Below are 15,381 nucleotides of genomic sequence, written 5' to 3'. Positions count from 1 at the left end.
TTACCGCCTCCGCTCACCGTTCCGTGAGGATGCGGGGGCCCGAGTTCGTGATCGCCACCGTGTGTTCCGCGTGGGCGGCGCGGGTGCCGTCGTTCGTGCGCAGGGTCCAGCCGTCCGGGGCCTCGTGGTAGCCGTCCGTGCCGCCGGCGATCAGCATGGGCTCGATGGCGAGGACCATGCCGTGGCGCAGGGGCAGGCCCCGGCCCGGCCGGCCCTCGTTCGGGACGCCGGGGTCCTCGTGCATCTGGCGGCCGATGCCGTGGCCGCCGAACCCGTCCGGGATGCCGTAGCCCGCCGCGCGGCACACCGAGCCGATGGCGTGGGCGATGTCGCCGATGCGGTTGCCGACCACGGCCGCCTCGATGCCCGCGGCGAGCGCCCGCTCGGCGGTCTCGATCAGCCGCAGGTCCGCGGGGCGCGGCCGGCCGACGACGAGGCTGAACGCCGAGTCACCGACCCAGCCGCCGAGCTTCGCGCCGAAGTCCAGGGAGAGGAGGTCGCCGTCGCGCAGCCGGTATTTCGTGGGGATCCCGTGCACGATCGCGTCGTTCACCGAGGCGCAGAGCACCGCGGGGAACGGGGTCGGGGCGAAGGACGGCCGGTAGCCGAGGAAAGGCGAGGTCGCGCCCGCCTCCCGCAGGACGTCGCGGGCCACCTCGTCCAGTTCCAGCAGGGACACTCCCACGCCGGCGGCCTTGCCCGCGGCGGTCAGGGCCCGCGCCACGACCTGGCCGGCCTCGTACATCGCGTCGATCGACGTGTCGGTCTTCAGTTCCACCATGCCAATTACTATACCGGTATTTGAATCGCGGTAGGATGCCCGTATGGTGCGCACACCCCTGACCCCCGAGGAGCGCGAGCGCGGCGAGCGGCTGGGCCGTCTGCTGCGCGCCGCGCGCGGCGACCGCAGCATGGCGCAGGTCGCGGCGAGCGCGGGCATCTCGGCCGAGACGCTGCGCAAGATCGAGACGGGCCGCGCCCCGACCCCGGCCTTCTTCACCGTCGCCGCGCTGGCCCGTGTGCTGGGACTCTCCATGGAGGCCCTGGTCGAACAAAGCACGCCGGCCGCAGCTTGAGGCGTCCGCACCGCCCGTGCCGACCGGGAGCGTGAGACGTCCCGTGGCGTGAGCCGTCCGCATCGCCCGCGCCGGGCGGGAACGTGCAGCCGTCCGCATCGCCCGCGCCGGGGGAACGCGCAGGCGTCCGCACCGCCCGCGGTGCCTGTCGGCGTGGGTGTGGAGCACCGCGGGCGGTACGGGTCTCAGGGGGCGGACGGCGTGTCGGTCCTGGAGGGGCCGCCCGGGGGCGGAACCGATGGGCGGGCCGGTGCCGTGCCGGGGATGCCGGTCGTGCGCCGGACGGTCCTGGGACGGCTGGCCGCCCACCCCATCAGACCCGCGTTGTCCAGTGCGCCCACCCACAGGTCGGCGAGGGCGGCGGCCTCGGGGCCCGGTCGCGGGCCCACCCCGACCACCTTCAGGCCGGCGCCCACCGCGGCCCTCAGCCCGTTGACCGAGTCCTCCACGGCCAGGGCGTTGCCGTCGCCCACGCCCAGGCGGCGCACGGCCTCCGTGTAGGTGCCGGGGTGCGGCTTGGGCCGTACCTCCCCGTCGGGCACGACGATGTGCCGGAAGTGGTGCCGTAAGCCCACCGCCTCCAGGGAGAACTCCACCACGTCCGCGGGGCAGTTGCTGGCCACGGCCAGCGGTGCGACCCGGCTCAGGATCGTCACCAGCCCCTTGGCTCCGCGCGCGGCCACGGGCTCGCGCGCGACGAGGGTGCGGAAGGTCGTCAGCAGCCGCTCGGTCATCTCCCCGGCGGCGTCCGGCCTCCCGGCGACGCCCGCCATGAGGGCGCCGCACTCGGTGTAGTGCAGCCCCTTCGCGCGCTCCGTGAAGTCCGGGCCGGGTTCGCAGCCGAAGTCCCGCAGGACGCTGATCCGGGCCTGCTGCCAGTGCTGTTCGGAGTCCACCAGTGTGCCGTCGCAGTCGAAGACGACGGCTTCGGGGGTCCAGTCGAGGTCGAACATGTGATGTGTGGCCATGTGCTCTTGCCGTTCTGGCGCGGGACGGACCTGCCGGAGAGCGGCACGGTCCGCCGGTCGTGGACGTCGGCGCCTGCTGTGGGTCACGCGTTTCAGGACAGCGTGAAGTCGCAGGCGGACAGGGATGGTTGAGGAGTGAGGTGGGCACACGCACCGCACTGCGTGGTTTCCGGGAATTCATCCGGAACCGGAAACATAATGAACGTTACGCTCCACTTGGCCGGTCGCGGATATTCATCGCCGCAATACGCACGTGTGGGTGACACCTCACGGGTATCGAAATACGCCTTCGGCCGTGGTGGTGCCGCCCTGCCGGAAAAGGAATGCGCCGGTGCGGCCCTGGGTGGAACAGTGAATGACGGCGGGCGGAGTGTGTTCGGTGAACCGCAGCGCCGACATCCGGCAGGCGACGGGCCGCACCAGCCGCCCTCCGCTGCGCAGGGCGATCGCCTGCCGCGCCGCCTCCAGCAGGGCCGTCCCGGGCACATGGTCCGTTCCGTGGTCGAACAGGAACGGGTGGCGCGGATCGGCTGGGCACACCAGCAGCTCCTCGCCGGCCAGGGCGACGACGGCGTCCGCCTCCGACGCCAGGCCCAGCAGGGCGGGTTCGGGCCGGGGCCCGGCCGCGGACGGCACTGCCGCTCCCGCGCCGGTCCGGAGCCGGGCGTAGCGCTCGGCGTCGAGGAACCGGGCTCCGCCCGCCGCGCGGGCGAACGGCCGTCGTCCGGCCAGGAAGTCGACCCGCATGCGCAGCCCGGTCAGCGCGCCGCCGTCGCGTTCGGTGCGCAGGCCGCCCACCTGCGCCAGGCAGGTGACCTCGCTGGCCCCGTGGGGTGCCGTGGGTTCCGCGTCCACGTCCAGGGCGTAGGAGAGGTCGTCGATCAGGAAGCGGGCGGTGGGGGGCACGTCGAGGTGGCGCAGCGGGATGTAGATGCCGAGCTGGCGCAGGGTTTCGACGATCATCCATGGGCTGTGCCGGTCGTCGCGTCCGCGGGGGAACGTGGGGTGCGAGCGCGGCCACGCGGCGGCGGCGGAGTAGGCGAGCGCACCGTGGGGGAGGACGTCGGTCAGCAACACCTCGGCCACGGAGGTCCGGTGGACCAGTTCGCGCTCGACCGTCCGGGACCGGCCGAGGGAGCGGAGGGGGGAAAGGCCGGTGGGGCCGACGGATCCGGTCGACGGTGTGCGGGAATACCGTGTGCGCGATCCGGAGTCCATGGAAAAATGCTAATAAGACTATTGAGAGTTTCGCATGTTGGGCTCTCCCGGCCGTACGGCAAAGGCCGATAGATTCCTCCCCGCGACGCACCTACGGACGAGGGAGACGCGTGCAGGAACGGGCGGAGGAAACCCGCAGAGCCGTATTGCAGGCAGCAGCTCACCTGTTCTTCGAACGGGGTTACGCGGGGACCAGCATCGCCGACATCAGCGCACGGTCCGGCCGTACCAGCGGGGCCATCTACTTCCACTACGCCGGCAAGGAGCAGCTCGCCCTCGCCGTCGTCGAGGCGCATTTCGCCGCCTGGCCGGCCCTGGTCGCCCGGCACGAGTCGGTGGCCGAGCCCGCGCTGGAGAGGCTGGTGCGGCTGAGCTTCTCGGTGGCGCGGGCGTTCCGTGACGACGTCGTCGTGCGCGCCGGAGCGCGGCTGTGGGCGGAGCGGCGGTCCATCGACGTGGAGATGCCCCCGCCGTTCGTGGACTGGATGGCCACCGTCGAACGCATGCTCGCCGCCGCCCGCGACGAGGGCGGTCTGGCCCCCGGGGCGGAACCCGGGCGGGACGCTCCCACCCTGGTCGCCGCCTTCTTCGGCGTCCACACGCTCTCCGACGTCCTCGACGGCCGTCTGCTGATCGAGGACCGCCTGACCGCCCTGTGGCTGCTGCTGCTTCCCGGGCTCCAGGCCGCGCTCGCGCCCCGCGAGCTGCTGGCCAGGGTGAGCGCCCCGGTCCCGGCCTCGCCGTGACGCCCCTCGCACCGGCCTCCACGCGCTCACCCACCGGAGTGCGAAACACGATCGACTTCGCGGGTTGACGACAATGGTCTTGGCAAGCCAGGAGAAGAGGCTTACGTTCGTGCCTCTAGGCCTGTTCTACGGGCGTAGAGGCTCTGACGTACGTCGAAGGAGCAGCTCATGGCCAACGTCGTCCGTGCGGCCCTGGTCCAGGCCACCTGGACCGGCGACACCGAGTCCATGGTCGCCAAACACGAGGAGCACGCCCGCGAGGCGGCCCGTCAGGGGGCCCGGATCATCGGGTTCCAGGAAGTCTTCAACGCGCCGTACTTCTGCCAGGTCCAGGAGCCGGAGCACTACCGCTGGGCCGAGCCGGTGCCCGACGGCCCCACGGTCCGGCGCATGCGGGAACTAGCGCGCGAGACCGGCATGGTGATCGTCGTCCCGGTGTTCGAGGTCGAGCAGTCCGGCTTCTACTACAACACCGCCGCCGTGATCGACGCCGACGGCAGCTACCTCGGCAAGTACCGCAAGCACCACATCCCGCAGGTCAAGGGCTTCTGGGAGAAGTACTACTTCAAACCCGGCAATCTCGGCTGGCCCGTCTTCGACACCGCCGTCGGCCGGGTCGGCGTCTACATCTGCTACGACCGCCACTTCCCGGAGGGCTGGCGGCAGCTCGGCCTGAACGGCGCCCAGCTCGTCTACAACCCCTCCGCCACCCACCGCGGCCTGTCCGCCTACCTGTGGCAGCTGGAACAGCCGGCCGCCGCCGTCGCCAACGAGTACTTCGTCGCCGCGATCAACCGCGTCGGCCGGGAGGAGTACGGCGACAACGACTTCTACGGAACGAGCTACTTCGTCGACCCGCGCGGACGGTTCGTCGGAGACGTCGCCGACGGCTCCAAGGAGGAACTCCTCGTCCGCGACCTCGACTTCGACCTCATCGAAGAGGTGCGGCAGCAGTGGGCCTTCTACCGCGACCGCCGCCCCGACGCCTACGAAGGGCTGGTGCAGCCGTGAGCGACCTGTACGACCGTCACCGGGCCGTCGCGCCCGACTGGCTGGCGCTCTACTACGAGGACCCGATCGAGATCACCCACGGCGAGGGCCGCCACGTCTGGGACGCCCACGGCAGGCGCTACCTCGACTTCTTCGGCGGAATCCTCACCACCATGACCGCCCACGCGCTGCCCGAGGTCACCAAGGCGGTGACCGAGCAGGCCGGCCGGATCATCCACTCCTCCACGCTCTACCTCAACCGGCCGATGGTCGAACTCGCGGAGCGAGTAGCCCAGTTGAGCGGCGTCCCGGACGCCCGGGTGTTCTTCACCACCTCCGGCACCGAGGCCAACGACACCGCCCTGCTGCTCGCCACCACCCACCGGCGCAGCAACACCATCCTGGCCATGCGCAACAGCTACCACGGCCGCTCCTTCAGCGCCGTGGGCATCACCGGCAACCGCGGCTGGTCCCCGACCTCCCTGTCCCCGCTCCAGACGCTCTACGTCCACGGCGGCGTACGCACCCGCGGCCCCTTCGCCCACCTGAGCGACGCCGAGTTCACCGCCGCCTGCGTCGAGGACCTCAGGGACCTCCTCGGCCACACCCGCCCGCCCGCCGCGCTGATCGCCGAACCCGTCCAGGGCGTCGGCGGCTTCACCTCCCCGCCCGACGGCCTGTACGCCGCCTTCCGTGAAGTTCTCCAGGAGCACGGCATCCTGTGGATCTCCGACGAGGTGCAGACCGGCTGGGGCCGCACCGGCGACCACTTCTGGGGCTGGCAGGCACACGCGCGCAGCGGACCGCCCGACATCGTCACCTTCGCCAAGGGCATCGGAAACGGCGCCTCCATCGGCGGGGTCGTCGCCCGCGCCGAGATCATGAACTGCCTGGACGCCAACAGCATCTCCACCTTCGGCGGCACCCAGCTCACCATGGCCGCCGGCCTCGCCAACCTCAACTACCTCCTGGAACACGACCTCCAGGGCAACGCCCGACGCGTCGGCGGACTCCTCATCGAACGGCTGCGGGCCGTCGCCGCCCAACTGCCCGGCGTACGGGAGGTCCGCGGACGCGGCCTGATGATCGGCATCGAGCTGACCCGGCCGGGCACCGACGAGGCCGACCCGCGGGCGGCCACCGCCGTGCTGGAGGCGGCCCGGCAGGGCGGCCTGCTCATCGGCAAGGGCGGCGGACACAGCACCAGCGCCCTGCGCATCGCCCCGCCGCTGTCCCTGACCGTCGCGGAGGCCGAGGAGGGCGCCGCGATCCTGGAGAGCGCACTGCGCGCCGCGTACTAGTGCCCCGGAGGCGAACCGCACGCAGAGGGGAACGTCGCCATGACCACCGCCTCGGACACACCCCCGACCACCTGGAACCCACAGGAACCCGCCCTGTCGGTGCGCCAGGTCCTCACCATGGAGCGGGTGCTCGCGGGGGAGCCCGAGGTGGTGGCCGGCGCCGGCCACCTCGACCGGCCCGTGCGCTGGGTGCACGTCGCCGAGGCCGCCGACGTCGGCGTGATGCTCAGCGGCGGCGAGATGGTCCTCACCACCGGCGTGCTGCTCGCCGGCGACGAGGAGAAACAGGCCGAGTACATCCGCTCCCTGCACCGCGCGGAGGCCGCGGCCGTCGTCCTGGGCCTGGGCCGGGCCTTCCCCGCTCCGCCGGACGTGATGCGCCGGGCCGCCGAGCGGTGCCGGCTCCCCCTGGTCGTCCTGCACCGCCCCTTCCCCTTCGCCGAACTGACCGAGGAGGTCCAGTCCCGGCTGGTACGGCGCAAGTTCGCCTCCGTCAGCCTGTCGGAGGCCGTACGCACCGCCCTCACCGCGCTGATCACGGCGGGCGCCCCCCTCCAGGCACTGCTCGACGAGATCGCCCAGCACAGCGCCTGCCCCGTCGTCGTCACCAACCTCGCCCACCGCGTCCTGGCCACGGCGGGGGAGCGGTCGGCGGTCGACGACGTACTGCGGGACTGGGAGCGCATCTCCCGGCAGGCCGGCGCCGGCCAGGGCGACGGCTGGATCCGCGCCGAACTGGGCGGGCGCGGCGAGCGGTGGGGACGGATCGTGCTGTGCGGCCACCGCGGCGACAGCGCCACCGGACGGCTGCTGGCCGACCGCGCCGCCGAGGCCCTCGTCCTGCACCGCATGCTCGGCGGCAACGCCGGCTGCTCCTGGGAGGAGCAGTCCGCGCGGGGCCTGCTCACCGACCTCGTCGGCGGAGCCGTACCGGCCCGGCAACTGTTGCCCCGGGCGCGGGCCGCCGGACTGCCGGTCAACCGGCGTACCTTCGTCCCCCTGGTCGTACCGGACGGCGAGGTGGCCGCGCTCGACCGGCTGCTGCGCCTGCTCGGCCTTCCCGGGCTGGTCGCCGAGCTCGCCGAGGGCGTCACCGCCGTGCTGCTGAGCCTCGCCCGCGACCAGGACGCCGACGCCCTCACCGGGCACTTCGCGGCCCGGCTGCGCGACGCGTCCGGCGCGGACCGCGCGGTCGTCGCCGCCGCGGACGCCCGTACCGTCTGGGACGACGTGCCCGCCGGGCTGCGCGAGGCCCGGCACGTCGCCCGGGCCGTCGCCGACTCCGCCGACGCCCTGGACCTGCCCGCCGTCGTACGCCTGAAGGACGTGCACCTGCGGGGACTGGTCCGGCTGCTGCGCGACGACCCGCACGTGCAGTCCTTCGCCGAGCGCGAGCTGGACGGACTGCTGTGCCGGGCCGACGACGACCTGCTGCCCGTGCTGCGCACCTACCTCGCCACCGGCCGCAACAAGTCCCGCACCGCCCAGCTCCACCACGTCTCCCGGCCCGCGCTCTACCGCCGCCTGGAGTCCATACAGACGTGCCTCGGGGTGGACCTCGACGACTTCGAACAGGCCGCCTCGGTGCACATCGCGCTCCTCGCGCACGACGCGCAGCAGAGGTGAGCCGGAAGGACGGCCGGGAGAACGGCGGTGAGACATGGGACGGACCCGGAGTGACACGGTGGCACGCCCCGCCCCCGCAGACGTGACACGGTGCACCTCAAAGCCGAGCCGCAGGCTTTCTACGCTCCCGGCACATCCAGCGAGTGGAGGTCCCGATGAGCAAGGTGATCCGCGCCGCCCTCTTCCAGACCGCGTGGACCGGCGACAAGGAATCCATGATCCAGGTCCACGAGCAGGCCGCCCGCGACGCGGCCGCGCAGGGCGCCCAAGTGCTCTGCTTCCAGGAACTGTTCTACGGACCGTACTTCTGCCAGGTCCAGGACCCCGCCTTCTACGAGTACGCCGAGCGGATCCCCGAGGGCCCGATCGTCCGGCGCTTCCAGGCGCTCGCGAAGGAACTCGGCCTCGTCCTGGTGCTGCCGATGTACGAGGAGGAGCAGCCCGGCGTCCTCTACAACACCGCCGCCGTGATCGATGCGGACGGCTCCTACCTCGGCAAGTACCGCAAGACCCACATCCCGCAGGTCAAGGGCTTCTGGGAGAAGTTCTACTTCCGGCCCGGCAACAGCGGCTGGCCGATCTTCGACACCAAGGCGGGCCGGATCGGCGTCTACATCTGCTACGACCGGCACTTCCCGGAGGGCTGGCGGGCCCTCGGACTGGCCGGCGCCGAGATCGTCTTCAACCCGTCGGCCACCTCGCGCGGACTGTCCGGCTACCTGTGGCAGCTGGAGCAGCCGGCGGCGGCCGTCGCCAACGAGTACTTCGTCGGAGCGATCAACCGGGTCGGTGTCGAGGAGTACGGCGACAACGACTTCTACGGGACCTCCTACTTCGTGGACCCCGAGGCCCAGTTCGTCGGCGAACCGGCGAGCGACAAGGACACCGAACTGGTCGTGCGGGACCTGGACCTGGCCAAGCTGCGCGAGGTCCGCGACCGCTGGCAGTTCTACCGCGACCGCGCGCCGGGCACGTACACGCCGCTGACCGCGCCCTGACCGCCGGGCCCGCGACCCACCGTGCACGTCCGACCGGAAGGAGAGGGAGCTTGACGTCCTCCTCCGCCTAGAGGCGGGGGATTCCAGCGGTCGCCCGCTGGGTTTCCTGCTTCACCGACGACCGCCCCGTCCGGGAGGACTCCCGTTGAGGTCTTACACCGTCTCCACAGGCAGACGCCGCCAGCCCGGCGGCCAGGGTGTTGCGTGCCGCGTTCACATCGCGGTCATGCACGGTGCCGCAGACGCACGTCCACTCGCGGACGTTCAGCGGCAGCTTCTCGCGGACCGTGCCGCAGGCCCCGCACAGCTTCGAGCTGGGGAACCAGCGGTCGATCACGACGAGTTCGCGCCCGTACCAGGCGCACTTGTACTCCAGCATCGACCGCAACTCGGTCCAGGACGCGTCGGAGATGGCGCGTGCCAGCTTGCCGTTCTTCAGCAGGTTGCGGACGGTGAGGTCTTCGATCACGACCGTTTGGTTCTCACGGACGAGTCGAGTCGACAGCTTGTGGAGGAAGTCCCGGCGCCGGTCGGCGATCCGGGCGTGGATACAGGCGACCTTCCGGCGTGCCTTCTCCCGGTTCGCCGACCCCTTCCCCTTCCGGGACAGCTCCCGCTGCGCCTTGGCGAGCCTCGCGCGGTCGCGGCGTTCGTGGCTCGGGTTGGTCACCTTCTCGCCGGTCGACAGGGTCACCAGCGAGGTGATGCCCGCGTCGATGCCGACAGCGTCCGCGGTGGCCGGTGCCGGGGTGATGGTGTCCTCGCACAGCAGGGACACGAACCAGCGGCCGGCCGCGTCGCGGGATATGGTCACCGTGCTCGGTTCCGTGCCCTCGGGAAGCGGACGGGACCAGCGGATGTCCAGCGGTGCCGACATCTTCGCCAGCGTCAGCCTGCCTTCACGCCACGTGAAGGCCGAGCGTGTGTACTCGGCCGACGCCCGGGAATTCTTCCGGCTCTTGAAGCGGGGGTACTTGGCGCGCTTGGCGAAGAAGTTCGCGAAAGCGGTCTGCAGATGCCTGAGCGCCTGTTGGAGAGGGACGGAGGAAACGTCCGCGAGGAACGCCAGTTCCTCCGTCTTCTTCCATTCCGTCAGTCGCGCGGAGGACTGGACGTAGGAGATTCGGCGCTGCTCGCCGTACCACGCCTCAGTGCGCTCCTGAAGTGCCTTGTTGTACACGAGTCGGACGCAGCCGAACGTGCGGGACAGCTCTGCCGCCTGCTCATCCGTGGGATAGAAGCGGTACTTGAATGCCCGCTTGAGCTGTTGCGTCACTACTCACATTCTATCAGGTCTCCTGTGAGCAAAGGTCGTTGCTTGGACGGTGGAGCGATCTCCGCCGCTGTGCGGCTCTGCTCGGGGAATGCGATTTCTCCCCGCTCTGAAGGACGGGGTTCTCACGCAAGGAGTTTCCGATGAGTCGCACCGTCATCCGCGGCGGCCTCGTCGTCACCGCCGCCGACGAGATCCACGCCGACGTCCTGATCGAGGACGGCCGCATCGCCGCCCTCGCCGCCTCCGGCACCCCGGCCGCCGAGGCGTTCACCGCCGAGCGGACCATCGACGCCACCGGCAAGTACGTGATCCCGGGCGGCGTCGACGGCCACACCCACATGGAGATGCCGTTCGGCGGCACCTACGCCGCGGACACCTTCGAGACCGGCACCCGGGCCGCCGCCTGGGGCGGCACGACCACGATCGTGGACTTCGCCATCCAGACCGTCGGCGGAGCCCTGCGCGAGGGCCTGGACGCCTGGCACGCCAAGGCCGAGGGCAACTGCGCGATCGACTACGGCTTCCACATGATCGTCTCCGATGTGAACCAGGAGACGCTGAAGGAGATGGACCTGCTGGTGGAGGAGGGCGTGACCTCCTTCAAGCAGTTCATGGCCTACCCGGGCGTCTTCTACAGCGACGACGGGCAGATCCTGCGCGCCATGCAGCGTGCCGCCGACAACGGCGGGCTGATCATGATGCACGCCGAGAACGGCATCGCCATCGACGTACTGGTCGAGCAGGCACTGGCCCGCGGGGAGACCGACCCGCGCTACCACGGAGAGGTCCGCAAGGCCCTGCTGGAGGCCGAGGCCACCCATCGCGCCATCCGGCTCGCCCAGGTCGCGGGCGCCCCCCTCTACGTCGTGCACGTCTCGGCGCGGGAGGCGGTCGCCGAACTGACCAGGGCACGCGACGACGGACTGCCCGTCTTCGGCGAGACCTGCCCGCAGTACCTGTTCCTGTCCACCGACAACCTCGCCGAGCCCGGCTTCGAGGGCGCCAAGTACGTGTGCTCGACGCCCCTTCGCCCCAAGGAGCACCAGGCGGCCCTGTGGAAGGGCCTGCGCACCAACGACCTCCAGGTGGTCTCCACCGACCACTGCCCCTTCTGCTTCACCGGCCAGAAGGAACTCGGGCGCGGCGACTTCTCCAAGATCCCCAACGGAATGCCGGGCGTCGAGAACCGGATGGACCTGCTCCACCAGGCCGTCGTCGACGGGCACATCTCCCGCCGCCGCTGGATCGAGATCGCCTGCGCCACCCCGGCCCGCATGTTCGGCATGTACCCGAAGAAGGGCACCATCGCGCCGGGCGCCGACGCCGACGTGGTCGTCTACGACCCGCACGCCGAGCAGATCATGTCCGCCGAGACCCACCACATGAACGTCGACTACTCGGCGTACGAGGGCAGGCGGATCACCGGCCGGGTGGAGACCGTGCTCTCCCGCGGCGAACTCGTCGTCACCGAGCGGGAGTACACCGGGCGCGCCGGGCACGGCGTCTACACCCCGCGCTCCACCTGCCAGTACCTCGACTAGGAGTGCCGCCCATGGACTTCGGACTCGTCCTCCAGACCGACCCGCCGGCCTCGCGTGTGGTCGACCTGATGCAGCGCGCCGAGCGCAACGGCTTCCGCTACGGCTGGACCTTCGACTCCGCCGTGCTCTGGCAGGAGCCGTTCGTGATCTACAGCCAGATCCTCGCGAACACCGAGAAGCTGACCGTCGGTCCCATGGTCACCAACCCCGGCACCCGCACCTGGGAGGTCACCGCCTCCACCTTCGCCACCCTCAACGACATGTTCGGCAACCGTACGGTCTGCGGCATCGGCCGCGGCGACTCCGCGATGCGGGTGGCCGGCCGCAAGCCCAACACCCTGGCCCGGATCAGCGAGGCGATGAAGGTCATCCGGGCACTGGGCAGGGGAGAGGAGGCCGACCTCGGCGGCACGGTGATCAAGTTCCCGTGGGTCAGGCCCGGTGCCCGACTGCCCGTCTGGATGGCCGCGTACGGGCCCAAGGCACTGAAGATGACGGGAGAGGAGGCCGACGGCTTCATCCTCCAGCTCGCCGACCTGTATCTGACCGAGTACATGGTGAAGGCCGTGAGGGACGCGGCGGCCGCGGCCGGGCGGGACCCGTCCGCGGTGAGGATCTGCGTCGCCGCCCCCGCGTACGTCACCGCCGACGACTCGCCCCAGGCGCTCGCCCACGCCCGCGACCAGTGCCGGTGGTTCGGCGGCATGGTCGGCAACCACGTGGCCGAGCTGGTCGCCCGCTACGGCGAGCACTCCGCCGCCGTGCCCGACGAGCTCACCGAGTACATCAAGGCCCGCCAGGGCTACGACTACGCCCACCACGGGCGCAGCGGCAACCCGGACACGCAGTTCGTGCCCGACGAGATCGTCGACCGGTTCTGCGTGGTCGGACCGGTCGAGAAGCACATCGAGAAGCTGAACGCGCTGCGCGAGCTGGGCGTGGACCAGTTCGCCGTGTACGACATGCACGACGCGCAGGAAGCCGTGATCGACGCGTACGGGCAGCAGATCATCCCGGCCGTCAACTCCTGAGTCCCCGAGCGCTGTTCCCATCCCCCCTCTGTCCCCCCTCCCCACCTCCCCGGGGAGGGGCCGGGCGCCCGCACCGCCCCGTTTCGACCCGTCTCATCGATTGGGCTGCCCATGACCGAAACCGCTCCCCCGGCCATACCGCCGTCCGCGCAGGTCACCCTCCCCGACGGGCGCGTGGAGATCGCCCCCGGCACCCCGCCGCCCAGCGGTCCCTACGCCAACGCCGACCTGCTGCCCGTCCCGGTCGCCCAGCGCACCTGGACCACGTACAACTTCTCCGCGCTGTGGGTCGGCATGGCCCACAACACGGCCTCCTGGACCCTGGCCTCCGGCCTGATCGCCGTCGGCATGGACTGGAAGCAGGCGGTGTTCACCATCGCCCTGGCCAACCTGATCGTGCTCGTCCCCATGCTGCTCACCGGGCACGCGGGACCCAAGTACGGCATCCCCTTCCCGGTCTTCGCCCGCGCCTCCTTCGGCGTGCGCGGCGCCAACCTGCCCGCCGTCGTAAGGGCGTTGGTGGCGTGCGGCTGGTTCGGCATTCAGACCTGGATCGGCGGTGAGGCGATCTACTTCCTCGCCGGGAAGCTGATCGGGAGCGGCTGGACGGACGCCGCGAAGGTGGGCGGCCACGCCTGGACGATGTGGGCGTCGTTCGCCATCTTCTGGGCGATCCAGGTCGCCGTCATCTACCGCGGCATGGAGACCATCCGCCGGTTCGAGAACTGGGCGGCGCCCTTCGTTCTCGTCGGCGCCTTCGTGATGCTGTGGTGGATGAGCAGCAAGGCCGGCGGACTCGGCCCGCTCTTCGACCAGCCGTCGAAACTGGGCTGGGGAGCGGACTTCTGGAAACTGTTCGCGCCCTCCCTGATGGGCATGATCGGCTTCTGGTCCACCCTGTCGCTGAACATCCCGGACTTCACCCGGTACGGCAGGAGCCAGAAGGCGCAGACCCGGGGCCAGGCGCTCGGGCTGCCCACGACCATGACCCTGTTCGCGTTCCTGTCCGTGCTGGTCACCTCCGGCTCCCAGGCAGTGTACGGCGAGCCGGTGTGGGACCCGGTGCAGTTGGCGGCGAAGACCGACAACGTGGTGGGCCTGGTCTACGCGCTGGTGACCGTGCTGGTGGCGACCCTGTCGGTCAACATCGCGGCCAACATGGTCTCCCCGGCCTTCGACTTCTCCAACATCGCGCCGCGCAAGGTCAGTTTCCGCACCGGCGCGCTGGTCACCGCGGTGCTCGCGGTGGTGATGTGCCCGTGGAAGCTGTACGCCGACCCGCAGGGCTACATCTTCACCTGGCTCGGACTGGTCGGCGGTCTGCTCGGCACGGTCGCCGGCATCCTCATCGCCGACTACTGGGTCCTCAGGCGCTCCCGACTGGACCTGGCTGACCTGTACCGCCCGGGCGGCGGACGCTACTGGTACGAGGGCGGCTGGAACTGGCGGGCGGTCGTGGCCTTCGTGGTGGGCGGCGTGCTGGCCATCGGCGGCGCGGACTTCCACCCGCTCATCGACGGCCGCCCCATCCCGGCCCTGAAGTCCCTCGCCGACTACGGCTGGGCGGTGGGCCTGGGCACCTCGCTGGTGCTGTACCTGCTGCTGATGGCGGCGCGCACACGGCAGCGGGCCTCCGCCTGACGCGCGGCACCGCCTGACGCGCGGCAGCCGCTCTGGAGGACGGTCAGCCCGTACGGCCCTTCTCCAGGGCGGCCATCGCCTCCTTGGCGGCCTTGATGGCGCCCTTGTTGATCTCGTCCGTGCTCGGCGCCTTCTTCGACTCGAAGTCGCTGCCGTTGTACGTGACGACCACGATCGCGTTGGCGGAGCGGGCCAGCACCACGCCCTCCCGGGTCTCCTGCTTGTCCTCGGTGGACAGGTTCACCACCGAGTAGCCACTGTCCCCGAGACCGGGCACGGCCCCGCCGCCGCTCTTGTCGGTGGTCCGCTGCTGGTACGACTTCAGCGCCGCCTCGTCCGTCGCCATGATCTCGAAGGAGACGTCGAGCCAGCGGTAGTCGTAGCCCTTGAGCGCGTTCCACGAGCAGGTCCGGCGCACATTGGTGTCCGTCGAGGGAATCTCCTTGCCCGTCGTCTTGGCCCCCGGCACCAGGGACGTGATCGTCTTCTCGGCGATGCTGGTGCACGGCACCGGCGCGGACGCGTACGTCTTGGTCACCGCGGTCGACGACGGCGCGGACGGCTCGGAGGACGACCGGTCGCCGGTGCCGCGCTCCTCCTGCTGCGCGGCCTTGGGGTCGGCGGCGGCCGGCGACGCGGCGAACGGGCCGGACGTCAACGCCCAGCCCGCGCAGGCGAGCACGACGACCGGACTCAGACGCGCGGTGAGCGCGAGAGGGAGGGGAAGTTCACGCACGGCGCACTTCTCGTGTGGGGGACGGACGCGGAGCGATTCCACACCGCGGACGGGACCTCAGTGTCACACGAGTCCCCGCGTGGCGAAAGCGATACTGCGCTCCGTAGCCGGACGCTCACGCTCGCTTGCTCCTGACGTGCCGTTTGCCGCTTGTGTCACGGTGTCGCTGCCGCCCGTGCGCCGGTCAACTCCCCACCCTCGCCGCGGAGTCGGAGTCGGAGTCGGAGTCGGAG

Annotated in this window: 14 protein-coding genes; 9 read left to right on the top strand and 5 right to left on the bottom strand. The window is 70.9% G+C overall.

The features are described 5' to 3' along the window. Window positions 1-13 precede the first annotated feature (13 nt). The gene (gene map, locus ACIOWN_RS14150; protein ID WP_362354052.1) at window positions 14-781 is read right to left on the bottom strand and encodes a type I methionyl aminopeptidase; all 768 of its coding nucleotides are present in this window, start codon (window positions 779-781) and stop codon (window positions 14-16) included. Window positions 782-824: 43 nt separating this feature from the next. On the opposite strand from map, the gene ACIOWN_RS14145 reads away from it, so the two are divergent. Beyond that, complete coding sequence (locus tag ACIOWN_RS14145; protein ID WP_362354050.1) at window positions 825-1,076, top strand: helix-turn-helix transcriptional regulator; 252 nt, start codon at window positions 825-827, stop codon at window positions 1,074-1,076. Window positions 1,077-1,261: 185 nt separating this feature from the next. Here ACIOWN_RS14145 and ACIOWN_RS14140 read toward each other — a convergent pair whose 3' ends face one another. Beyond that, window positions 1,262-2,044 carry an HAD family hydrolase gene (locus ACIOWN_RS14140; protein WP_401982331.1) on the bottom strand — a complete coding sequence of 261 codons (783 nt, stop codon included), beginning with the start codon at window positions 2,042-2,044 and terminating at the stop codon, window positions 1,262-1,264. Between the two features lie 267 nt (window positions 2,045-2,311). Continuing rightward, window positions 2,312-3,262, bottom strand: a complete 951-nt coding sequence (locus ACIOWN_RS14135) for a ScbA/BarX family gamma-butyrolactone biosynthesis protein (RefSeq protein WP_362354046.1) — start codon at window positions 3,260-3,262, stop codon at window positions 2,312-2,314. A gap of 110 nt (window positions 3,263-3,372) precedes the next feature. Here ACIOWN_RS14135 and ACIOWN_RS14130 point away from each other — a divergent pair, with 110 nt between their 5' ends. The 5 genes from ACIOWN_RS14130 (at window position 3,373) to ACIOWN_RS14110 (ending at window position 8,923) form a co-directional block, all read left to right on the top strand. Then, entirely contained in the window at window positions 3,373-4,008 is a 636-nt protein-coding gene (locus ACIOWN_RS14130) for a ScbR family autoregulator-binding transcription factor (RefSeq protein ID WP_401982329.1), read from the top strand. Between the two features lie 168 nt (window positions 4,009-4,176). Next, window positions 4,177-5,019, top strand: coding sequence for a nitrilase-related carbon-nitrogen hydrolase (locus tag ACIOWN_RS14125; protein WP_100566545.1), 843 nt, complete (start codon window positions 4,177-4,179; stop codon window positions 5,017-5,019). Next, window positions 5,016-6,299, top strand: coding sequence for an aspartate aminotransferase family protein (locus tag ACIOWN_RS14120; protein ID WP_362354040.1), 1,284 nt, complete (start codon window positions 5,016-5,018; stop codon window positions 6,297-6,299). The genes ACIOWN_RS14125 and ACIOWN_RS14120 overlap by 4 nt, the downstream gene beginning before the upstream one ends. Window positions 6,300-6,338: 39 nt before the next feature. Further along, the gene (locus ACIOWN_RS14115; protein WP_362354038.1) at window positions 6,339-7,925 is read left to right on the top strand and encodes a PucR family transcriptional regulator; all 1,587 of its coding nucleotides are present in this window, start codon (window positions 6,339-6,341) and stop codon (window positions 7,923-7,925) included. A gap of 155 nt (window positions 7,926-8,080) precedes the next feature. Next, entirely contained in the window at window positions 8,081-8,923 is an 843-nt protein-coding gene (locus ACIOWN_RS14110) for a nitrilase-related carbon-nitrogen hydrolase (RefSeq protein ID WP_362354037.1), read from the top strand. 67 nt (window positions 8,924-8,990) lie between these two features. On the opposite strand, the gene ACIOWN_RS14105 is transcribed toward ACIOWN_RS14110, so the two are convergent. After that, window positions 8,991-10,199, bottom strand: a complete 1,209-nt coding sequence (locus tag ACIOWN_RS14105) for an RNA-guided endonuclease InsQ/TnpB family protein (RefSeq protein WP_401982327.1) — start codon at window positions 10,197-10,199, stop codon at window positions 8,991-8,993. 140 nt (window positions 10,200-10,339) lie between these two features. Here ACIOWN_RS14105 and hydA point away from each other — a divergent pair, with 140 nt between their 5' ends. The 3 genes from hydA (at window position 10,340) to ACIOWN_RS14090 (ending at window position 14,412) form a co-directional block, all read left to right on the top strand. Next, entirely contained in the window at window positions 10,340-11,740 is a 1,401-nt protein-coding gene (hydA, locus tag ACIOWN_RS14100) for a dihydropyrimidinase (protein WP_401982326.1), read from the top strand. An 11-nt stretch (window positions 11,741-11,751) separates the two neighbouring features. Further along, entirely contained in the window at window positions 11,752-12,771 is a 1,020-nt protein-coding gene (locus ACIOWN_RS14095) for a TIGR03842 family LLM class F420-dependent oxidoreductase (protein ID WP_401982324.1), read from the top strand. Between the two features lie 111 nt (window positions 12,772-12,882). Then, window positions 12,883-14,412, top strand: a complete 1,530-nt coding sequence (locus tag ACIOWN_RS14090) for an NCS1 family nucleobase:cation symporter-1 (protein WP_401982323.1) — start codon at window positions 12,883-12,885, stop codon at window positions 14,410-14,412. A 43-nt stretch (window positions 14,413-14,455) separates the two neighbouring features. On the opposite strand, the gene ACIOWN_RS14085 is transcribed toward ACIOWN_RS14090, so the two are convergent. After that, window positions 14,456-15,148 carry a hypothetical protein gene (locus ACIOWN_RS14085; protein ID WP_362354027.1) on the bottom strand — a complete coding sequence of 231 codons (693 nt, stop codon included), beginning with the start codon at window positions 15,146-15,148 and terminating at the stop codon, window positions 14,456-14,458. Between the last annotated feature and the right edge of the window lie 233 nt (window positions 15,149-15,381).

Source organism: Streptomyces sp. NPDC087787 (genome assembly GCF_044743035.1).
Taxonomy (GTDB): domain Bacteria; phylum Actinomycetota; class Actinomycetes; order Streptomycetales; family Streptomycetaceae; genus Streptomyces.
This window is presented reverse-complemented; position numbering and strand designations above follow the sequence as displayed.